This window comes from Parasutterella sp. (assembly GCF_057870745.1).
This window is the reverse complement of the sequence record NZ_DBMALT010000005.1, coordinates 14,119-31,908: the sequence shown is the minus strand read 5'-3', so window position 1 is coordinate 31,908 and position 17,790 is coordinate 14,119. Positions and strand designations below refer to the sequence as shown.

Annotated in this window: 14 protein-coding genes; 8 read left to right on the top strand and 6 right to left on the bottom strand. The window is 51.6% G+C overall.

The genetic code is table 11. From position 1 onward, the window contains the following. Positions 1–7 precede the first annotated feature (7 nt). The 8 genes from ACZND6_RS02420 to ACZND6_RS02385 all read left to right on the top strand — a co-directional run bounded on the left by ACZND6_RS02420 (position 8) and on the right by ACZND6_RS02385 (position 9,275). Entirely contained in the window at positions 8–718 is a 711-nt protein-coding gene (locus ACZND6_RS02420; RefSeq protein WP_489524361.1) for a nucleotidyltransferase family protein, read from the top strand. Continuing rightward, the gene (gene dusB / locus ACZND6_RS02415; protein WP_278384348.1) at positions 715–1,695 is read left to right on the top strand and encodes a tRNA dihydrouridine synthase DusB; all 981 of its coding nucleotides are present in this window, start codon (positions 715–717) and stop codon (positions 1,693–1,695) included. Before ACZND6_RS02420 ends, dusB begins: the two co-directional genes overlap by 4 nt. A 116-nt stretch (positions 1,696–1,811) precedes the next feature. Next, complete coding sequence (gene purH, locus ACZND6_RS02410; RefSeq protein ID WP_278417722.1) at positions 1,812–3,371, top strand: bifunctional phosphoribosylaminoimidazolecarboxamide formyltransferase/IMP cyclohydrolase; 1,560 nt, start codon at positions 1,812–1,814, stop codon at positions 3,369–3,371. Between the two features lie 144 nt (positions 3,372–3,515). Continuing rightward, on the top strand, positions 3,516–4,829 hold the full coding sequence (gene tolB, locus ACZND6_RS02405; RefSeq protein WP_370648966.1) for a Tol-Pal system beta propeller repeat protein TolB: 1,314 nt from the start codon (positions 3,516–3,518) through the stop codon (positions 4,827–4,829). A 16-nt stretch (positions 4,830–4,845) separates the two neighbouring features. Continuing rightward, positions 4,846–5,334 (top strand): peptidoglycan-associated lipoprotein Pal, encoded by a 489-nt coding sequence (gene pal / locus ACZND6_RS02400; RefSeq protein ID WP_369975244.1) that lies wholly within the window; start codon positions 4,846–4,848, stop codon positions 5,332–5,334. Between the two features lie 5 nt (positions 5,335–5,339). Further along, positions 5,340–6,032 (top strand): tol-pal system protein YbgF, encoded by a 693-nt coding sequence (gene ybgF, locus ACZND6_RS02395; protein WP_278384351.1) that lies wholly within the window; start codon positions 5,340–5,342, stop codon positions 6,030–6,032. A gap of 150 nt (positions 6,033–6,182) precedes the next feature. Beyond that, positions 6,183–7,517: a ClC family H(+)/Cl(-) exchange transporter gene (locus ACZND6_RS02390; RefSeq protein WP_281536479.1), complete on the top strand. Its 1,335-nt coding sequence runs from the start codon at positions 6,183–6,185 to the stop codon at positions 7,515–7,517. A 132-nt stretch (positions 7,518–7,649) separates the two neighbouring features. After that, the gene (locus ACZND6_RS02385; RefSeq protein ID WP_489524360.1) at positions 7,650–9,275 is read left to right on the top strand and encodes an NAD-dependent malic enzyme; all 1,626 of its coding nucleotides are present in this window, start codon (positions 7,650–7,652) and stop codon (positions 9,273–9,275) included. A 98-nt stretch (positions 9,276–9,373) separates the two neighbouring features. Here the strand turns inward: ACZND6_RS02385 and ACZND6_RS02380 are convergent, their stop codons facing one another. The 6 genes from ACZND6_RS02380 to metG all read right to left on the bottom strand — a co-directional run bounded on the left by ACZND6_RS02380 (position 9,374) and on the right by metG (position 17,789). Then, the gene (locus ACZND6_RS02380; protein ID WP_489524359.1) at positions 9,374–10,519 is read right to left on the bottom strand and encodes a porin; all 1,146 of its coding nucleotides are present in this window, start codon (positions 10,517–10,519) and stop codon (positions 9,374–9,376) included. Positions 10,520–10,552: 33 nt separating this feature from the next. Then, the gene (locus ACZND6_RS02375; protein WP_489524358.1) at positions 10,553–10,909 is read right to left on the bottom strand and encodes a cytochrome c3 family protein; all 357 of its coding nucleotides are present in this window, start codon (positions 10,907–10,909) and stop codon (positions 10,553–10,555) included. A 52-nt stretch (positions 10,910–10,961) separates the two neighbouring features. Continuing rightward, entirely contained in the window at positions 10,962–12,479 is a 1,518-nt protein-coding gene (locus tag ACZND6_RS02370; protein ID WP_489524357.1) for a flavocytochrome c, read from the bottom strand. A gap of 221 nt (positions 12,480–12,700) precedes the next feature. Beyond that, a complete protein-coding gene (locus ACZND6_RS02365; protein WP_489524356.1) occupies positions 12,701–13,549 on the bottom strand; it encodes a Crp/Fnr family transcriptional regulator in 849 nt (282 codons plus the stop codon). A 144-nt stretch (positions 13,550–13,693) separates the two neighbouring features. Further along, positions 13,694–15,448, bottom strand: coding sequence for a SulP family inorganic anion transporter (locus ACZND6_RS02360; RefSeq protein ID WP_489524355.1), 1,755 nt, complete (start codon positions 15,446–15,448; stop codon positions 13,694–13,696). A gap of 223 nt (positions 15,449–15,671) precedes the next feature. Continuing rightward, a complete protein-coding gene (gene metG, locus ACZND6_RS02355; RefSeq protein ID WP_293737110.1) occupies positions 15,672–17,789 on the bottom strand; it encodes a methionine--tRNA ligase in 2,118 nt (705 codons plus the stop codon). Between the last annotated feature and the right edge of the window lies 1 nt (position 17,790).

Sequence of the window (17,790 nt, the reverse complement as noted above, 5' to 3'; positions counted from 1 at the left end):
TGTCTGATTGAAGGCGATTGTGTTGTGCGCCGGCAGAGGCAAACGCATGCGCGAACTCACGGCGCATAATTCCAAACCGCTGATCAAGCTGTGGGGCCGCTCAATGGTCGATTGGCAGCTTGATCGTCTGAAAAAGGGCGGCATCCGCGAGGCGGTAGTTAATACCGCCCATTACGCAGAACTCTATCCTTCGCACTTTGCAGAACATCCGGTCGAGGGAATGAGGGTGACCATTTCTCAGGAGGGTACTTCGATCTCGGATGCGCTGGAAACCAAAGGCGGTATTGTCAAAGCACTTCCTTTGCTCAGCGACGGGCAAGAACCCTTTGTTGTGGTTTCCGGAGACATCGTCACGGCCTTTGATTACGCCTCCCTGGAAAAGGCTGCCGACCGAATCAGAAAAGGAGAAATCATCGGACACTTAGTATTGGTGCCCAATCCTTCTTTTCATGACGGTGACATGGATCTCAAAGACGGTCTTATCAATAGAGCCGATAAGAAGTACACCTACGGGAATATTGCGGTCTTCTCGCCGAAAATCTTCGCAGGAGAAAAGCCGGAGTTTTCCAAGCTCTTCCCTTGGCTGTACCAATTTGTCGATCAGCAATTAGTCAGCGGCGAGATCTACAAAGGCCCCTGGGCGAATGTCGGCACTCCCGAAGAGCTTGCAAAATGCGAATCAATGGGCTGCTTCTTTAACGAGACGGATATTTCATGAGCGGCGCAACAGTACAAGTCGGGAATGTGGAAATTCCCGGACGCGTGTTCTTAGCACCGCTGGCAGGTTTTACCGATCTTCCTTTTCGTCAAATTTGCCGTAAGCTGGGTGCGGCTTATGCCGTGGCCGAAATGGTTGCCTCGCAGAAACACTTGCGCGAGTCGAGAAAGTCGCAAGAAAGATTTTCCCTGGGAAGTGAAAGCTATCCCCGTGCGATCCAGCTGCTCGGTTCCGATCCGGTCGATTTGGCCGACACCGCCCGCTATGCGGTTCAGTGCGGTGCACAAATCGTGGATTTCAACTGCGGATGTCCGGCGAAAAAAGTTTGTTCGGTAGAGTGCGGCTCGGCGCTGTTAAAAGATGAGGCGCTCGTAGAAAAATTGCTGAAGGCGCTGACTGAAGCGGTAGATGTGCCCGTGACGCTCAAATACCGTCTCGGCTGGGATGCGGAGCACATCAATGCGCTAAACATTGCGGCAATCGCTCAAGAGGCCGGAATCAAAATGCTCGTGCTCCACGGCCGTACCCGAGAACAAGGTTTCAAAGGCGAAGTTGACTACCAGAGGATCGCCGAAGTGAAGGCGTCGGTCGATATCCCGGTTATTGCCAACGGCGATATTGACAGCGTAGAAAAGGCTGAAGCGGTACTTGCGCAGACAGGTGCCGACGGCATCATGATCGGGCGTGCGGCTATCGGAAACCCTTGGATTTTTTCGCAGATAAATGACAAACTCGACGGCAGAATTCCGCAGGCGCCGAGCAAGAGCCAACTTATTGAAACTATTGGCGAACACTTACAGTTACACTTTTCTTTTTACGAGAAGGAAAAAGGTCTAAAGACAATCCGCAAACACCTCAGCGGCTACTTTAAACGTTTAGACTTATGTCCGACTCTATTGACGGATTTGTACTCCGTTACGGATCCGATTCAACTAGAAAAAAATGTCGAGCTTCTCTTACGGGATAATCTCGATTAGCTTTTACGCAATGCTCGAATTCTGCGGCCCGGCAGCGCGACAGAAAACGCTCCGGAAGCGGGAAACGGGCGGGTTCAAACTTAATCTCAACGGAAGTTTCTAACGAAATGCACAACATGAAAAAACAAGCGCTGATCAGCTGCTCGGATAAATCCGGCGTCGTTGAATTTGCAAAAGCCCTGACAGAACTCGGATACCACATTCTGTCCACCGGCGGAACTGCAAAACTCATCGCTCAGGCAGGCATTCCCGTACAAGAGGTTGCCGACTACACCGGCTTCCCGGAAATGCTCGACGGAAGAGTCAAAACACTGAACCCGAAGATCCATGCCGGCATTCTTGCCCGCCGCCCCGTTGCGGAACATATGGAAGCGTTGAAGCAGTTTGAAATTGATCCCATCGACATCGTTGCAGTGAACCTGTATCCGTTCGAACAGGCCATCGCCAACCCGAACTGCACCTTCGAAAACGCCATCGAAAACATTGATATCGGCGGCCCCACTATGATTCGCGCTGCTGCGAAGAACCATGAAAGCGTCACCGTTATTGTTTCTCCCGGCGACTACAGAAAAGTCATCGAAGAAATCAAAGAAAAGGGCAACGTTTCTCCTGAAACCAGACTGGAACTGGCAAAGAAAGTGTTCGTTCATACCGCTCACTATGACGCCATGATTTCCAACTACCTGACCAGCATGAAGGGCAACGACGTCTCTACACGTACGAAGTTCCCGGAAAGCCTGACTCGTCAGTGGGTCAAGGTGCAGGACATGCGTTACGGCGAAAATCCTCACCAGGAAGCCGCCTTCTATCGTGAAAGAAATGTTGCACCGGGACTTTTGGCCGGCTACCACCAGCTGCACGGCAAAGAACTTTCCTACAACAACATCGCCGACAGCGACGCTGCCTGGGAAGCCGTCCGCAGCTTTGACAGCCCCGCCTGTGTGATCATCAAACACGCTAACCCCTGCGGCGCAGCTATCGGTATGAATTCCGAAGAAGCCTACACCAAGGCATTCAAGTGCGACCCGACCTCTGCCTTCGGCGGCATCATCGCCTTCAACTGCGAAGTTTCCAAGGAAGCTGCTGAAAAGATTGCCAAACAGTTCGCCGAAGTCATCATTGCACCTGAGTTCTCTCAGGGTGCTTTAGACATTCTTCTGCAGAAGAAGAACCTTCGTCTGCTCACCGTTGCTATGGGCCACGCCCGCAACGACTTGGATATGAAGCGCATCGGCGGCGGTCTGCTGGTTCAGACACCCGATACACAGTGCGTCAGCGAAAAGGACCTCAAGGTTGTGACGAAACTCGCTCCGACCAGCGCTCAGATTTCCGACATGATGTTTGCTTGGAAGATCGCTAAGTTCATTAAGTCCAATACGATCGTCTTTGTCCGCGACGGTATGACTTTAGGCGTCGGCGCCGGCCAGATGAGCCGTGTTGACTCTGCCAGAATCGCTGCGATCAAAGCAAAAGAAGCCGGACTCTCGCTGGAAGGCAGCGTTGCCGCTTCGGACGCCTTCTTCCCGTTCAGAGACGGTTTGGATGTCATCATTGACGCCGGTGCCACTGCGGTCATCCAGCCGGGCGGATCTATCCGTGATGAAGAAGTGATTGCTGCGGCTAATGAACGCGGTATCACCATGGTCTTTACCGGTGAACGTCACTTCCGCCACTAATTAAATTTTCCTAATTCGAGCCGAAATCGCTGCAAATACGATTTCGGCTCAATTATTGATACAAAATTCAAGATATTTAGTCATCGGATCGCGGTCCGAGACTTTTTAGCACATTAAGATAAACTCAATGTGCTTGTTAGTTTTATGGAGATGAGGGAGCGTATGGTCAGACGTGACTTGGGATTGAATCGACGCGGTTTTCTTCAAGCCGTCGGCTTGGCGGGGATAGCAGCCGCCCAACCGGCATTTGCACAGCTTTTTGTGAATATTCAAGGTGTCGGGGCAAACCAATTTCCAATCGCTATTCAGCCGTTTTTCGGTAATAGCGAAGCGCCTGAAAATATTGCCGAAATTATCGGCAACGATTTGGTCCGCAGCGGTTTTTTCCGACTAGTTTCCTGTGATGCCGCTACGGCACTCGACAAAGATCCCGATTGGAAAGCTTTAGGCACAGCCGGCGTCGGCGCATTTGCCGACGGCTCCGTGACACGCGCTGCCGACGGACGCTATGAAATCAAGTTCCGTCTCTTTGACCCGGTGAAAAAGCAGGAGACCGACGAGGCTTCCTATATTTCCCCGAAAGATGACCTGCGTCTTTATGCCCATAAGATTGCAGACCGAATCTTTGAACGTCTGACCGGAGAAAAAGGCGATTTTGCGACACGCATCGCTTATGTTTCTCAACAGGGCAAAAACAACTATGCCATCATGGTCGCAGACAGCGACGGCTACAACCCTCAGGTTGCCCTTCGCATCAGACATCCGATCATTTCCATCGATTGGTCTCCTAACGGCAGACAGATTGCTTATACCTCCTTTGAGACCGGTAAGCCGACCGTTTGGATTCATGATTTGAGCACGGGCAAACGTCGTCAGGTCGCTGCTTTCCGCGGCAACAACAGTGCGCCGGCCTTTAGCCCTGACGGCGGCACGCTGGCCGTGGCTCTGTCGAAGGACGGCGGCACGAAGATTTATTTGCTGGATACCAACGGACAGAATCTCAGACAGTTCACGACGGGCAGCAGTATTGATACAGAGCCCGCATTCTCGCCGGACGGCAAATATATTTACTTCACAAGCGACCGCGGCGGCAATCCGCAGATTTACAGAAAGCCGGTTGCAGGCGGTTCTGCTGAACGCATTAGCTTCGGCAATGCCTATGCTATTAGCCCGGCAGTAAGTCCGAAAAACGACCAGGTCGCCTACATTGTTCGTACCGGCGGTCACTTTAAGCTCGTGCAGCAGGATTTGGCGACCGGCAACGTGATCCCGCTTTCCGAAATCGGAAAGAATGAATCGCCGAGCTACTCGCCGAACGGCAACATGATTATTTATGCCTCCGAGGTTGGAGGTAAGGGTGTTCTGTCCACTGTCTCCACGGACGGAAGCACTCGTTCCCGACTCTCGGGTACCAGTGGAGACATTCGCGAACCCTCCTGGGGTCCCACCATTAAATAAAAGGACGAAGAAGATGATCTCTTCAAGATTTGCTATTTGCGCAGCCGCAGCAGCTGTCGCTCTTTCGCTCTCGGCTTGCTCTACAGTAGATCTGGATAAGGATAAAGCCGGCTCTATCACTGACGGAACTTCCGTTGAAGAAGCTCTGAGCTCTAAGACCGGTCCGCTCGCTAACCGCGAAGTTCACTTTGATTTTGACAGCTATACCGTCTCTCCCGACCAGATGCCGGTCGTGACCAATCACGCTCAGTTCCTGGCTGCTCACAAGAACCTGAACGTTCGTCTGGAAGGCAATACCGACGAACGCGGCGGACGTGAATACAACCTGGCTCTGGGTCAGAAGAGAGCTGAAGCCGTCAAAGAACGTATGACACTCTTGGGCGTTTCTCCTCAGCAAATCGAAACGATCAGCTACGGTAAAGAAAAACCCAAAGCCGAAGGTCATGACGAAGCGGCTTACTACGAAAACCGCAGAGTTGATATCCACTACATGCTCAATAAGTAATTTACATGAAAAGAATCGCGCTGGTGCTCCTTGGCACCGTTCTGTTGTCCGTCAATACATCGGCATGGGCGCTCTTCGGAGACGATGAAGCCCGCAAAGCAATTCTGGAGCTTCGCGATCAGCTGAAGTCTCAGCAGGAAGTGCAGATGTCGCTGTATGACCGACTGGAAAAACTGACGAAGGAAGTTCAGACGCTCCGCGGCAAAGTAGAGGATCTGACCAATTCCGTCGGTAAGGAAAAACAAAACGCCGAGACCATTTATGACGATCTTTCGAATCGTCTGAATGAAATGGATCCTAAGGCCAAGGCAGCAGCAGCCGCTTCTGATCGGGAGATTTCCGCAAAGCAGGAACTTGACCGCTGCTTGTCCGTCTTTCAAAAGGGCGACGCCAATCAAGCGATTAAATGCTTCTCAGGCATGACACAAAAGTACAGCAAGACAAAGGTTTATCCTGATGCTCTGTACTGGCTCGGCAGCAGCTACTACATGAAAGGCAACTTTGCGCAGACGATCGCCACCGAGCAGCGTCTGATTTCAGGCTACAGCAAACATGCTAAAGTGCCTGAGGCCTATCTGCTTGTCGGTATGGCTCAGATGGATTCTAAGAAACCCGCGGAAGCCAAGGCTACTTTTAATAAGCTCATCAAGCTTTATCCGAAGAGCAGCGCGGCAGGACTTGCTAAAAAGCAGATGTAATCAATCGCAGATTGATGATCGAGGACCTTCGGGTCCTTTTTTAATTCCCCAATTTCGTGATCCCTCAGAAACTATTGCCTTTTAGCTTATTAAGCTAAAGAACATCAAGAAAAATTCGGAACTCGGCGGAGTATCCCTAAAGGAGGGATCGTGTCCTTTACGCGTAAATGTTGGTTTTATTTAGTATGCTTGTTTGCCGGCCTTTGTACCGGGGCAGTCGGCGGATACTTCCAGTACTTCCTGCATAAAGCGGACCATTTGCGGATGCAGTTAACGACATGGGCCCATTCCGTCAGTTTTTGGGAAGGATTCGGAGCTGTTGTGGCTGTTTGCGTGGCCTGCGCCGTCATCGGACGATTCTTAGTTCGTTTTGCTCCGACGGCCGGCGGCAGTGGAATTCAATATGTTGAAGCGGCCTGGAGAGAAGAGGTTGAACCGGCGCGCTTTAAGATCTTATTGGTTAAGTTCTTCGGCGGTATTTTGACGCTGGGCAGCGGTATGGCTTTGGGCCGTGAAGGTCCGACGGTTCAAATGGGTGCTTCTATCGGAGCGACGATTGCCCGCATACTGAAATTCTCGAAAGAAGAGCTTCGTTTTCTCACTATTGCGTCTGCTGGTACCGGCTTGGGTGTGGCTTTTTCGTCTCCGCTCGGCGGAGCGATGTTCACCTTCGAGGAAGTCACGAAAGATATCCGGATGAACCTTGTGATTCCGACGCTGATCTGCGTTTTTGCCGGCTGCACGGTCTCTATGACGATTCTCGGCATGCAGCCTGACTACAACGTGATCAATCGATCTTTCATGATTCCGGGTGTCAAAGAATCTGTCGCCTTCATTTTGTTCGGCATCTTTATCGGAGTGATGGGACCGCTCTATAACAAGATGGTTCTCATTCTTCTGAACACGAATGCGTACTTCAAAAAAGTCCTCCCCGAAGTGAAGGCCGGGATCATCGGCGTTGTCGTTGCCCTGTTGGTTTATTTTGCTCCGGGGCTTGCGGGCGGCGGAGATCAGCTGGGCACCGAGATGCTGAACTATACGTTCCCTATCGCAACGGTCTTAGTCATCGGATTGATACGCTGGTTCTTTGCGCCTCTTTGCTACGCCACAGGGGTTCCCGGCGGTCTCTTCTCACCGCTTCTTCTGATGGGCGGAATCTTAGGCCACGTTTTTGCATGGACGCTGAATCTCATCGGATTTGATTTAAACCCAATGGCTTTCTGCGCCGTTGGGATGAGCGCCTTCTTTGCCTCCACGATTTGTGCTCCGATAACCGGCGTTCTACTGATCCTTGAAATGACCGCATGCTGGGATTTAACACTTCCGATGCTCATCGGGTCGGCCTTGGCATTCTTTACGGCTCAGGCTTTGAAGAGCCAGCCGATTTACACGGCTCTGCGCCTGCGGATTCCCGAAGTCAAGCAAATGCAGCAGCAGGGCGTCGATGTGCTTCAGGCGCCTGCTATTCCTGAAAAGTTGTCGTAGCGCTGTTTGACCTGATAAGCTGTACTCTGGTTCGGGAGAGGGCTCGTCTCTCTCTTTCGACAGGAGTCTGATGCGACTGGTACCGGCTATTCGCTCCGTTCTGTCGAACTTTCTGTTTTTCGGAAAATATAAATGAAAAATATCAGTGTGGGAACGGAAGCCCTGGATGATCCGTTCGTCAATCAAGGAACAGCCTTTAGTCGGGAAGCCAGAATAAAACGGAAACTCCGCGGACTGCTTCCTCCGAGAGTGACGACGCTGGAGCATCAGGCCAAGCGAGCTTTAGAAAGAATTCGTCAGGCAGAAGAGCCGCTTCAGAAATACGAAATCCTTTCGCTGATTCGACACAGAAACGCAACCCTCTTTTATTACCTCCTTGAAAATAATATCGAGGAGCTGATGCCCATCGTCTATACGCCGACGGTCGGAAAAGCCTGTCAGGAATTCGATCGAATTTATTCCGAACCGGAAGGGCTTTATGTCACGATTGAAGATAAGGGATCCGTTCAAGAGGTGATCAATAATTGGCCGCATGACGATGTCGATATGATCGTCGTGACGGACGGCGAACGTATTCTCGGATTAGGCGACCTCGGCGCCGGCGGAATGGGGATTCCGATCGGCAAACTTTCTCTTTATACAGCCTGTGCAGGACTCAATCCTGCGCGCTCCTTGCCCGTGCTCTTGGATGTCGGTACCAATAATCAAGGTCTGCTGCACGATCCGCTATATCTCGGTCTTCAGCAGCCGAGAGTCGACGGTGAGGAATACTACGCGTTCGTTCAAGAGTTCATTGAAGCCGCCAAAGCACGCTGGCCTCAGGTGATTATCCAATTCGAAGACTTTGCCAATCGCCATGCCTTCGCTCTGTTAGATCAGTGGAAGGACAAGACCGCTTGTTTTAACGACGATATTCAAGGGACGGCAGCTGTAGCCGTTGCCGGTTTCTATGCTGCCGCAAGGGCAAAGGGAAGTTCTCTTTCCGAGGAAAAATTTCTTTTCTTGGGCGCCGGAGAGGCCGCCGGCGGCATTGCCGATCTGCTGGTTGAAGCCATGATGAAGGAAGGCCTGAGCCAGGAAGAAGCCATCAATAGGATTTTCCTCTTTGACTCTCACGGTCTGGTAACAAAAGACAGGGAAGGACTGACGCCGCTGAAGCAGAAATTTGCTCATGAACTGGAACCTCAGAGCACGTTCCTGGATGCCATCGGTGAAGTAAAGCCCACCGCGATTGTAGGCTGCGCTGCTCAGGCAGGATCCTTTAATGCTTACGTGCTCAGCGCAATGGCAAGAATCAATGAGCGTCCGATCATCTTTGCGTTATCGAACCCGACGTCTCGTTCGGAGTGTACGGCAAGAGAGGCTTACACCTACACGGAAGGGAAATGTCTCTTTGCCTCCGGAAGTCCTTTCCCGCAGGTTGAACTGAACGGAAAGACGTTCATTCCTCGTCAGAGCAACAACTCGTATGTCTTCCCCGGAATCGGCCTCGGATTGGTGACTGCTTCGCCTCGCGTTGTACCGCAAAGTGTGTTTTTAAGTGCGGCAGAAGCGCTCTCTAAGAAAGTTTCGGATGAAGACTTAGAAAACGGCAGCTTGTTCCCGTCGCTGACAAAGATTCGCGAAGTCTCTCAATCCATTGCAGCTGCGGTCGCCGAGGAATGTTTCACGACAGGTGTTGCCGGAGTATCGAATCAGGCCGATTTATCCGAAGCGATTCAGGCGGCGATGTATAAACCTGTCTACGATCAAATCTGACTAAATAAGAAAAACCTTCAGGACTGCGGAAGGAGAAACAGCATTCCTGAAGGCCAAGATTTAGAAGTACTCTCAGATCACAAAAGAAGAAAAATTGATTAGAACGTGTGGTTCATACCCACGAATGTGGTCCACGGGTTTTTGCCCATGTTCGTGGTCGGTGCCGATGAAGTACCGCCACCGCCGTTGATTGTGTAATTCACGTTCTTCTCGTTGTTGAGATAGGCAGCACCGGCGTAGAGAGTGGTGCGTTTACTCAGCGGATAGTCATAACGAGCTGAGACGTTCCACGCATTGGCCGAATCAGTCGTATTGTTCTTCAAATACGCAAAGCCGTTTAACAGGTTGCCGCCGAATAACGGAGTCTTAGCCGATACGCTGTATACCATGATGTTCGGGTTGGTGTCTCGGACTGCTGCCTTGGAACCGTTCTTGTAGACCAAGTTGCCGTAGAGCCTGGTGAATCCGAAGTCGTAGCTTGCACCTAAGTTATACAGCGCAGCGTGCGAATTCGGGTTTTTGAGGTTATTTGGAGCCTCTGCAGCCAGGTTTTGGTAGGTGTAAGTGAAGCCGATACCGAAAGCACCCTTGCGATAGACGGCTTGAGCAGCGTAGCTGTTGCCGTACTTATTCGACATTTCGGATTCGGAATTCAGTTTGTTCTGTTCACCTAAAGAGACCATAGCAGAGAGCTTTAAGCCGCCAAAAGCCGGGCTTTCATAGACAAAGGAATTATCTCTGCGGGTCAGATTGTCGACACCTGAAGCTCCGTTAATGCCGGGAATATGCGTATTCGGAAGATAGGGCGCCGGAGCCATGAAGTTGTTAATCGTGCTGCCTAAACTGCAGGCAAAAGCGTCAAACTGGGCGATTCCGCCGAAGTTCAGGGTGTACTGACGGCCGAAAGAAAACGTGCCCCAGTCAGTGTTTCGGATTCCGAGGATCGCCTCTCGCTGGAAGGCCCATCCTTCCGGCTGAGCGGCGGTGGTATTGGTGCCGTTATCGACAAAGAAGCCGTTTTCCAAACGGAAGAACACATTTGTGCCTCCGCCTAAGTCCTCCGTCCCCTTAATGCCGATGCGAGATCCGCCTTTACCACCGCTTCCTAAGTCGACAACGGTGCCGTTTCCGCCGTTGTAAAGCTGGACATATGCGTCCACCATTCCGTAGACGGAGACGTCGGAGGCGTAGACGCTTCCGCAGAAGCAGCAAGCAATCGCTGCAATGACTTTTTTAGATTTCATAAGATATCCCTCCTTGTTTTAGTGCCGTTTGATCTATTTCACTTTGAAGTTGAATTTGTGGCACTGTGCACAATAGTCTTCAGGCGGCTCGTGCATCAAGTGGCAGTTGATGCAGTCTCCGTTGTGAGGTGCGTTATGAGGATTGGCTCCAGGCAGATTTTTAGTTTTTTCAATCAGCATCGCTTTCGGGTGGCACTGTGTACACGTTTCTTCTGTCGGAAGGTTCGGATTCTTGAGGTCGGTTCCGTGGCAGGTCTGGCATGCTACGCCCTTGGCAACGTGTTTATCGGCACCCATCTTCGGTGCATCGGCAGCGAAGGCTGAATAGGAAAACATCGCAGCGAGCAGACCGATTCCGAGTAGTTTTGTCAGTGAATTCAATGAGGTCATGTCGGTTCTCCATCTGAAGCCTCCGGAGGAGGCCTCAGACTAAGCAAGAGAATTAGCAGCCTGCCCAGCCGTTAGCAGTGCGGGCAGCAATACGTCCGAAGATGATGCAGTCGGCAACGGCGACGGTACCGAGACGGACCATGCCGTGAACGCCGCCGGTCGCTTCGCCTGCTGCGTACAGACCGGCAATCGGATTGCCCTTGACGTCGAGAACCTGGGCTTTTTCGTTGATTTCAAGACCGCCCATGGTGTGGTGAACGCGCGGCCACAGACGAATAGCGTAGAAAGGTCCCTTGGTGTTGAGGACGGCATCTTTGAAGAACATGCAGTTAAATTCCGGGTCCTTCATGGCTTTCATATAGCCGTTGAATTTTTCGTTTTCTTTCTCAAGGGTGGCATAGTCCAGCTTGTAGAACTCCGCCAAAGATTTGAGGTCGTCGAATTTACGAATAACGCCGTTCTTGAGTGCGGTTTCAAACTGTTCGGGCTTCATGTTTTTGCCGACGACTTTGTTCATCATGTTGGCTTCGCAGGTGTAGATGATCGCCGGTTTACCAAGGGCAACAATGGCATCAGCTCGAACTTTACGATTGCCGGTTTCTTTAATGAAGCGCTTGCTGGTTGTCGGGTTAATCATGGGGCCGTAGCCGACCATAGATTCCACGGCAAGAGGAGCCAGACCGAAGCCGTTTTCGTCGGGAGAAGTCCAGGGGCCCAGCTGGATCCAGTCCATGTGGATGGTATTGGCACCTAAAGCCTGAGCTTCCTGAATCATTTCGCCGGTTGCACCGGGATGGTTGGTGGATCCGAAAGCATCGGTTAAGCGCGGATCATGACTGGTGCGCATCTTGACGTTCTGGCTGAAGCCGCCGGAAGCAATCAGCACACCTTTGGTTGCGCGAATGTAGACAACTTTTCCGCTGTCGGGACGATTGAAGCGATGGTTGACGCGGGCTTTAACACCGACGACGCAGCCCCTATCGTTGACGATCAGGTCATCCACAATCGTTCTCAGCTGAATTTTGATGCCGAATTCCTTGCATTTTGCGAGCATCGGATTGATGAAACCGGCGCCGGTGTTTTCCATCACAGCGTGGCTGCGGGGAACAGAGTGACCGCCGTGATAAGTGACGGCTTTGAACTTGACGCCGACTTCGTCACGAAGCCACTTGTAGTTGGAGACGGATTCGTCTGCAATTCTTCTGGCGAGTTCTTTATGGGCGAGACCGCCGCCGGCTTTCAGAATGTCGGAGTAGAGAAGATCGGCATTGTCTTTGATACCGGCTTTTTCCTGCATATCTGTTCCGGCAGCTGCGATGGCACCCCCGTTGATGATGGAGTTGCCGCCGGCGGAAGGCATCTTGTCAACAACAAGAATGTCTTTCATACCGAGATAGTGGCTTTCAAGGGCAGCGCCCAGGCCGGCAAAGCCTGTACCGATAACGAGAAGACTGCAGGTTTCGTCCCATTTTTCAGGAACTTTGGTTGAGGCATGGGCAACGCTTCCGAAAACAAGTCCGGCGCTCAGAGCGCAAGTGGTTTCCATGAAGGTTCTGCGGGTGAATGTCATTTTAAAAATCCTCCTTGATGATGTTGTCGGCTCTTCATAACCGATAAGAAAAGTTTAAAAACTGAAGATTTTCTTAACTACCCAAAGGCTTTGGTGGATAGTTAAAGGGTTTACGAGGATATAAAAAATGACAAAGGCTCAGCTTTTAGTTTGAAAAAACTAATGAAAACGCATGAAGCGTTTGGCTTAGAGGCCAATGAGGCAAGAGAAAAAGCCGGAAACTAATACCAAGGATTGGTTAGCGGAGGAAGTGCTTCTAAGAGTTCTCTGAAGGAATTTGGATATGTGTATTCGCTGCTTTCCTCGGCCGAGCGCATCCATTGGTAAGCATCATCGACGAAGGCGGCAGGGAACGTGACGAAGTCTCCGTCCCGAATCCAGGCTCCTTCTTCTTTCCATCGTTTTAACGCATTGTCTGTGGACACAGGGGAGGCGTTGGCGACGAGACAACGGTTGTTCCGTGTCAGAGGAATAGGGCATTTGATCAAGCCGTCGGCAGTGAGTTTGCCGTAATGAATAGCCCAGGTGACGACAAAAGCCTTTAGGCGAAGATCAACGGGGGCGAAGGCCATCAGTGCGAAACCCACACGGTCTGAGAGCGTGCAGCTTTCTAGTAATCGAATGGTATAGGCAAATAGCTCCGGATCCGTCGTAAGGACGGGCAGTAAAAGATCCTTGGGGCATACGACGACTTGGGCCTTTGTCAAGGCGAAGTAGGTTCCGAGAGAAGGTCGGCGTGTCAAAAAATTAAGATTTCCGCAGGCGAAGTGGCCCGGAGTGGAGATTGCAGCCGCTTTCGGGCCGGAAACCGCATTGCCGAAGTTGCGGGCTGTCACGCCCTGCTGAACGAGAACGATATCGGAAATTTTTCTGCCCTGCGGATAAAGAATCTCCTGCCGCTCCAATTCCCGAACAGTTCCAAGCTTGGTAATCAAGTCCCGGAGTCTTTTACCGACGGGCGGATGCAGCCAAGGCGTAACAGGGACAGCACAGCCTCTTTTCTTTTCGTCGATACTGTAGTCGCGTCCCGTGCTGATTGCTGCCAACCATTCATTGGATACGTTTCCCATTCTTCCCTCCGAGGGTAATGTTTTGTAATGTTTTTTAGACGTATACCACGACAGAAGACTTCTTGTCCAGACAATATCGTATTCAGGGCGATTAGGCGCAAAAAAAGGCCCGTCGTTTTCGGACGGGCTCTGTTGGCAGTCGAGCTACTTTCGTTCAATGATCCGGATTTCTTCTCTCGGACTCGGGTCAGGCTCTTCTTTTTTATAGATTGCTTCACGGGCTAGTTGAAGCGCTGTTTCCATATCCGGGCACATATATTTATCGAGCCGCTGAGCGAGTCCTAAGCGTCTCATCTGGCGAAGCGGGTGTTCACTGGCGCCGACGACAATCAAAATCTTGCCGTGTTTCACCAGGTTCCGCTGGAAGGATTCAATAATGTCGAGGGCACTGTTGTCGATCGAGAGCAAATCAGTGAAATCGAAAATAACCACATCAGGTGCATCAGGCGCGGTGATGTGTTTGGGGTCTGTGACGATTTCCAGCTTGGAAACCGAGCCGAAGAAAAGCGCACCTTCCATGGCCCACGCTTCGATTTGCTTCGGCGCATCAAAGGGCAGTGTCTTGGGGATTACACGAGTGAGCGTGTTCATGCGATAGAGGAAGAACACTGCGGCAGTGAGCAGGCCGATTTCAACAGCAACCGTCAGATCGAAAATCACCGTCAGGAAGAATGTCACCAGCAAGGTGGCCTTGTAGGACATGGTGAACTGTCTCAGGCGAATAAATTCATGCCAGTTGCCCATGTTAAAGGCCATGAACAGGAGGATGGCAGAAAGCGCACAGAGCGGAACGTTCATTGCTAACGGAGCGGCCACAAGAATAATGACAAGCAGGGTCAGGCTGTGGATCATGCCTGCCATAGGCGTGACGGCACCGCTCTTGATGTTGGTGACGGTACGAGCAATGGTGCCTGTAGAAGGCAGTCCGCCGAAGAAAGGCACGATACAGTTAGCGATGCCTTGGCCCATCAGTTCCTGATTAGGGTCATGGCGTTCGTCCGTCATTGCGTCGGCAACACGGGCGCAAAGCAAAGATTCGATAGATCCTAGAAGAGCCAATGTGATGGCCGGTCCGAGCAACTGCTTTACGTTACCCCAGCTAATGTCAGGAATTTGGAATTTTGGGAGTCCTTGCGGGATACCGCCGAATTTTGAACCGATGGTTTCTACGGGAAGGTTAAAGAAAGAGACCAGTGCTGTCATGACGATCAGTACGACAACGGTACTCGGGATCCTGGCGAGCCATCTTCTCCACGGCGCACCGCCGATAGTCCAGGAACGAGGCCAGACGAAGACGATGATCAAGGAGGCAAGACCTAAACCGACAGCGTAAGGGTTGACGGTATTGATAGCGCCGGCTAGTGTCTCGATCTGATGGAAAAAGTCAGCAGGCATCTTGGCAATGTTCAGGCCTAGGAAGTCCTTGATCTGAGAAAGACCGATGAGTACGGCGATACCGTTGGTAAAGCCGATGACGATCGAGACCGGAATAAATCGAATGAAGCTCCCGATCTTAAAGAGCCCCATTAGGAATAGGAATATGCCCGAGAAAAAGGTTGCGATGAGCAGGTTGCCGACGCCGTACTGAGCAATAATGCCGTAAACGATAACAATGAAGGCGCCGGCCGGACCGCCGATCTGAACTTTGCATCCGCCTAAAAGAGAAATTAAAAATCCGGCAATGATGGCGGTGTAAATACCGGATTCCGGCGTCATGCCGGAAGCAATGGCAAAAGCCATCGCAAGAGGAAGTGCCACAACACCGACAGTGAGGCCTGCGGAGAGGTCACTTGTGAAAGTGGAGAAAGAATAATTTTTTAAAATGCAAAGAGAGGCTGGCTCGAATCGTGCTAACGGGAAACGATGCAGGGCCTCTACGATGTGAGATCTCGCGCTCATTTATCTTGGATCGAATACAGTGGATAACTTACGGCAGTAAGGCTGCCGAGGCAAAAATAAACTTATTTAGAACTTGGGTTCTGAAGCTAAGTGCCTAGATTATCCTCCCAATATCTCACATTTGAGCGTAAAGCTTCAACTATTTTCCAAAAATAAAGGTTTATCTGTAGCTGAAAAAAAGAACCCTCGGCGTTCGGACCGAGGGTTTTACTAAAGATCGTGATTAGTGCAGACGCATACCCGGCTTAGCACCCGGGAACGGTTCAAGCAGATAAAGACCCGAAGGTGTGTCTGCTCCGTCGGAGGCGGAAAGCAGCATGCCCTGAGAGAAACTGCCCATCATCTTGCGCGGCTCTAAGTTGGCGACAACCACGGTGAGCTTGCCGATCAGATCTTCCGGTTTGTAGTAAGCGGCGATGCCGGAGAAGATGTTGCGTGGTTCTTTTTCACCGATATCAATCGTAAGCTGAAGGAGCTTGCGGCTCTTTTCAACTTTCTTGCAGTCCAGGATCTTGCCGATTCTGAGGTCAACCTTGGCGAAGTCATCAAAAGCGATATTCGGAGCTAAAGGTTCGAATACGAATTCTTCAGATTCGGCCTCTGCCTTCTTCTCTTCCTTGGCAGGTTCGGAAGCTGCCTTGGCAGCCTTGGAGCTCAGTTCAAAGAGCTGCTGAACCTGTTTTTCTTCAACGCGCTTCATGAGGTGCTTGAAGGGGTTGATCGGTTTGTCGGAAGACAAAGCACTGTCAACGGACTTCCAGGTCAGTTCACCGCAGTTGAGGAAAGTTTCGACATTTTCAGCAGTGCGGGGGAGAACCGGTTTCAGGAACAGCGTCAGCAGACGGAAGGCTTCAAGCGTCACGGAGCAGACGGCGTGCAGTTCAGCGGCCTTTTCAGGCTGCTTGGCCAATTCCCAGGGCTGTTTCTGATCAACGAATTCATTGACTTTGTTGGCAAGCTCCATGACGGCGCGAAGAGCCTTGCCGTATTCACATCCTTCGAAAGAAGCGTTGATATCAGAAGCGGCGGCCTTGATTTCGGAAATCAGGCTGCTTTCCGCAATGGCCTGGTCCAGGACGCGGCCTTCGAAGCGCTTCACAAGGAAGCCTGCAGAACGGCTGGCAATGTTGACGTACTTGCCGACCAAGTCGGAATTAGTGCGGGAAATGAAGTCGGCGGAGCTAAAGTCTACGTCTTCGACCTTGGAATTGAGCTTGTAGGCGAAGTAGTAGCGCAGCCATTCCGGATCCATGCCGAGTTCAAGATAAACCAGAGGATCAAGACCGGTGCCGCGGCTCTTACTCATCTTTTGACCGTCTACGGTAACGAAGCCGTGCGCCCAGACATGGTCCGGTACACGGAAAGGTTTGCCGGAGAAGTGCAGCATGGCAGGCCAGAAAAGCGTATGGAAGTAAGCGATGTCCTTACCGATGATGTGAATCTGTTCGGTTGTGGAGGTCTCAAGCAGGGCTTCGAAATTGATGCCCTTGGATTCGCAGTAGGCTTTCAGACTGGCGAGGTAGCCGATCGGGGCGTCCAGCCAAACATAGAAGAACTTGCCCGGTTCATCGGGAATTTCAATGCCGAAGTAAGGGGCGTCACGAGAGATGTCCCAGTCGCTCAAGTCTCCGTCCTTACCCAGCCATTCTGCTGTTTTAGCGACGATCTGAGACTGCAGGCGAGGGGTACCGTCCGGGGCAGTGCCGCGGGTCCACTGACGCAGGAATTCTACGCAGTTGGGATCGGACAGTTTGAAGAAAAAGTGTTTGGACTTGCGCAGTTCAAGCTTGCTTCCGGACAGAGCGGAGTAAGGGTTAATCAAGTCGGTCGGGCGATAAACGGAAGCACAGACTTCGCAGGAGTCGCCGTACTGGTCAGGTGCGCCGCACTTGGGGCAGGTGCCTTTAATGAAACGGTCGGCAAGGAACATCTCGCGGACCGGGTCGTAATACTGTTCGATTTCCTTGGAATAAATCAGGCCGGCTTTTTTCAGGCGCTTGTAGATGTCTTGGGCCAGCTCAGTATTTTCTTTGCTGTCCGTAGAGTGCCAGTGGTCGAAACGGATGAAGAATCCGTTGAGGTACTTGGCGCGGCCGGCAGAGATTTCGGCCACGTATTCCTGAGGCGTGACGCCTTTTTTCTGAGCTGAGATCATGATCGGAGCACCGTGGGCATCATCTGCGCCGACAAAGTGAACGGTTGATCCGCACATCCGCTGATGACGGACCCAAATGTCGGCCTGGATGTATTCCATGATGTGTCCGAAATGGAAATTTCCATTGGCGTACGGCAGTGCCGTCGTCAAGAAGATAGTGCGATTAGTCATGACTTTTTCTAGAATG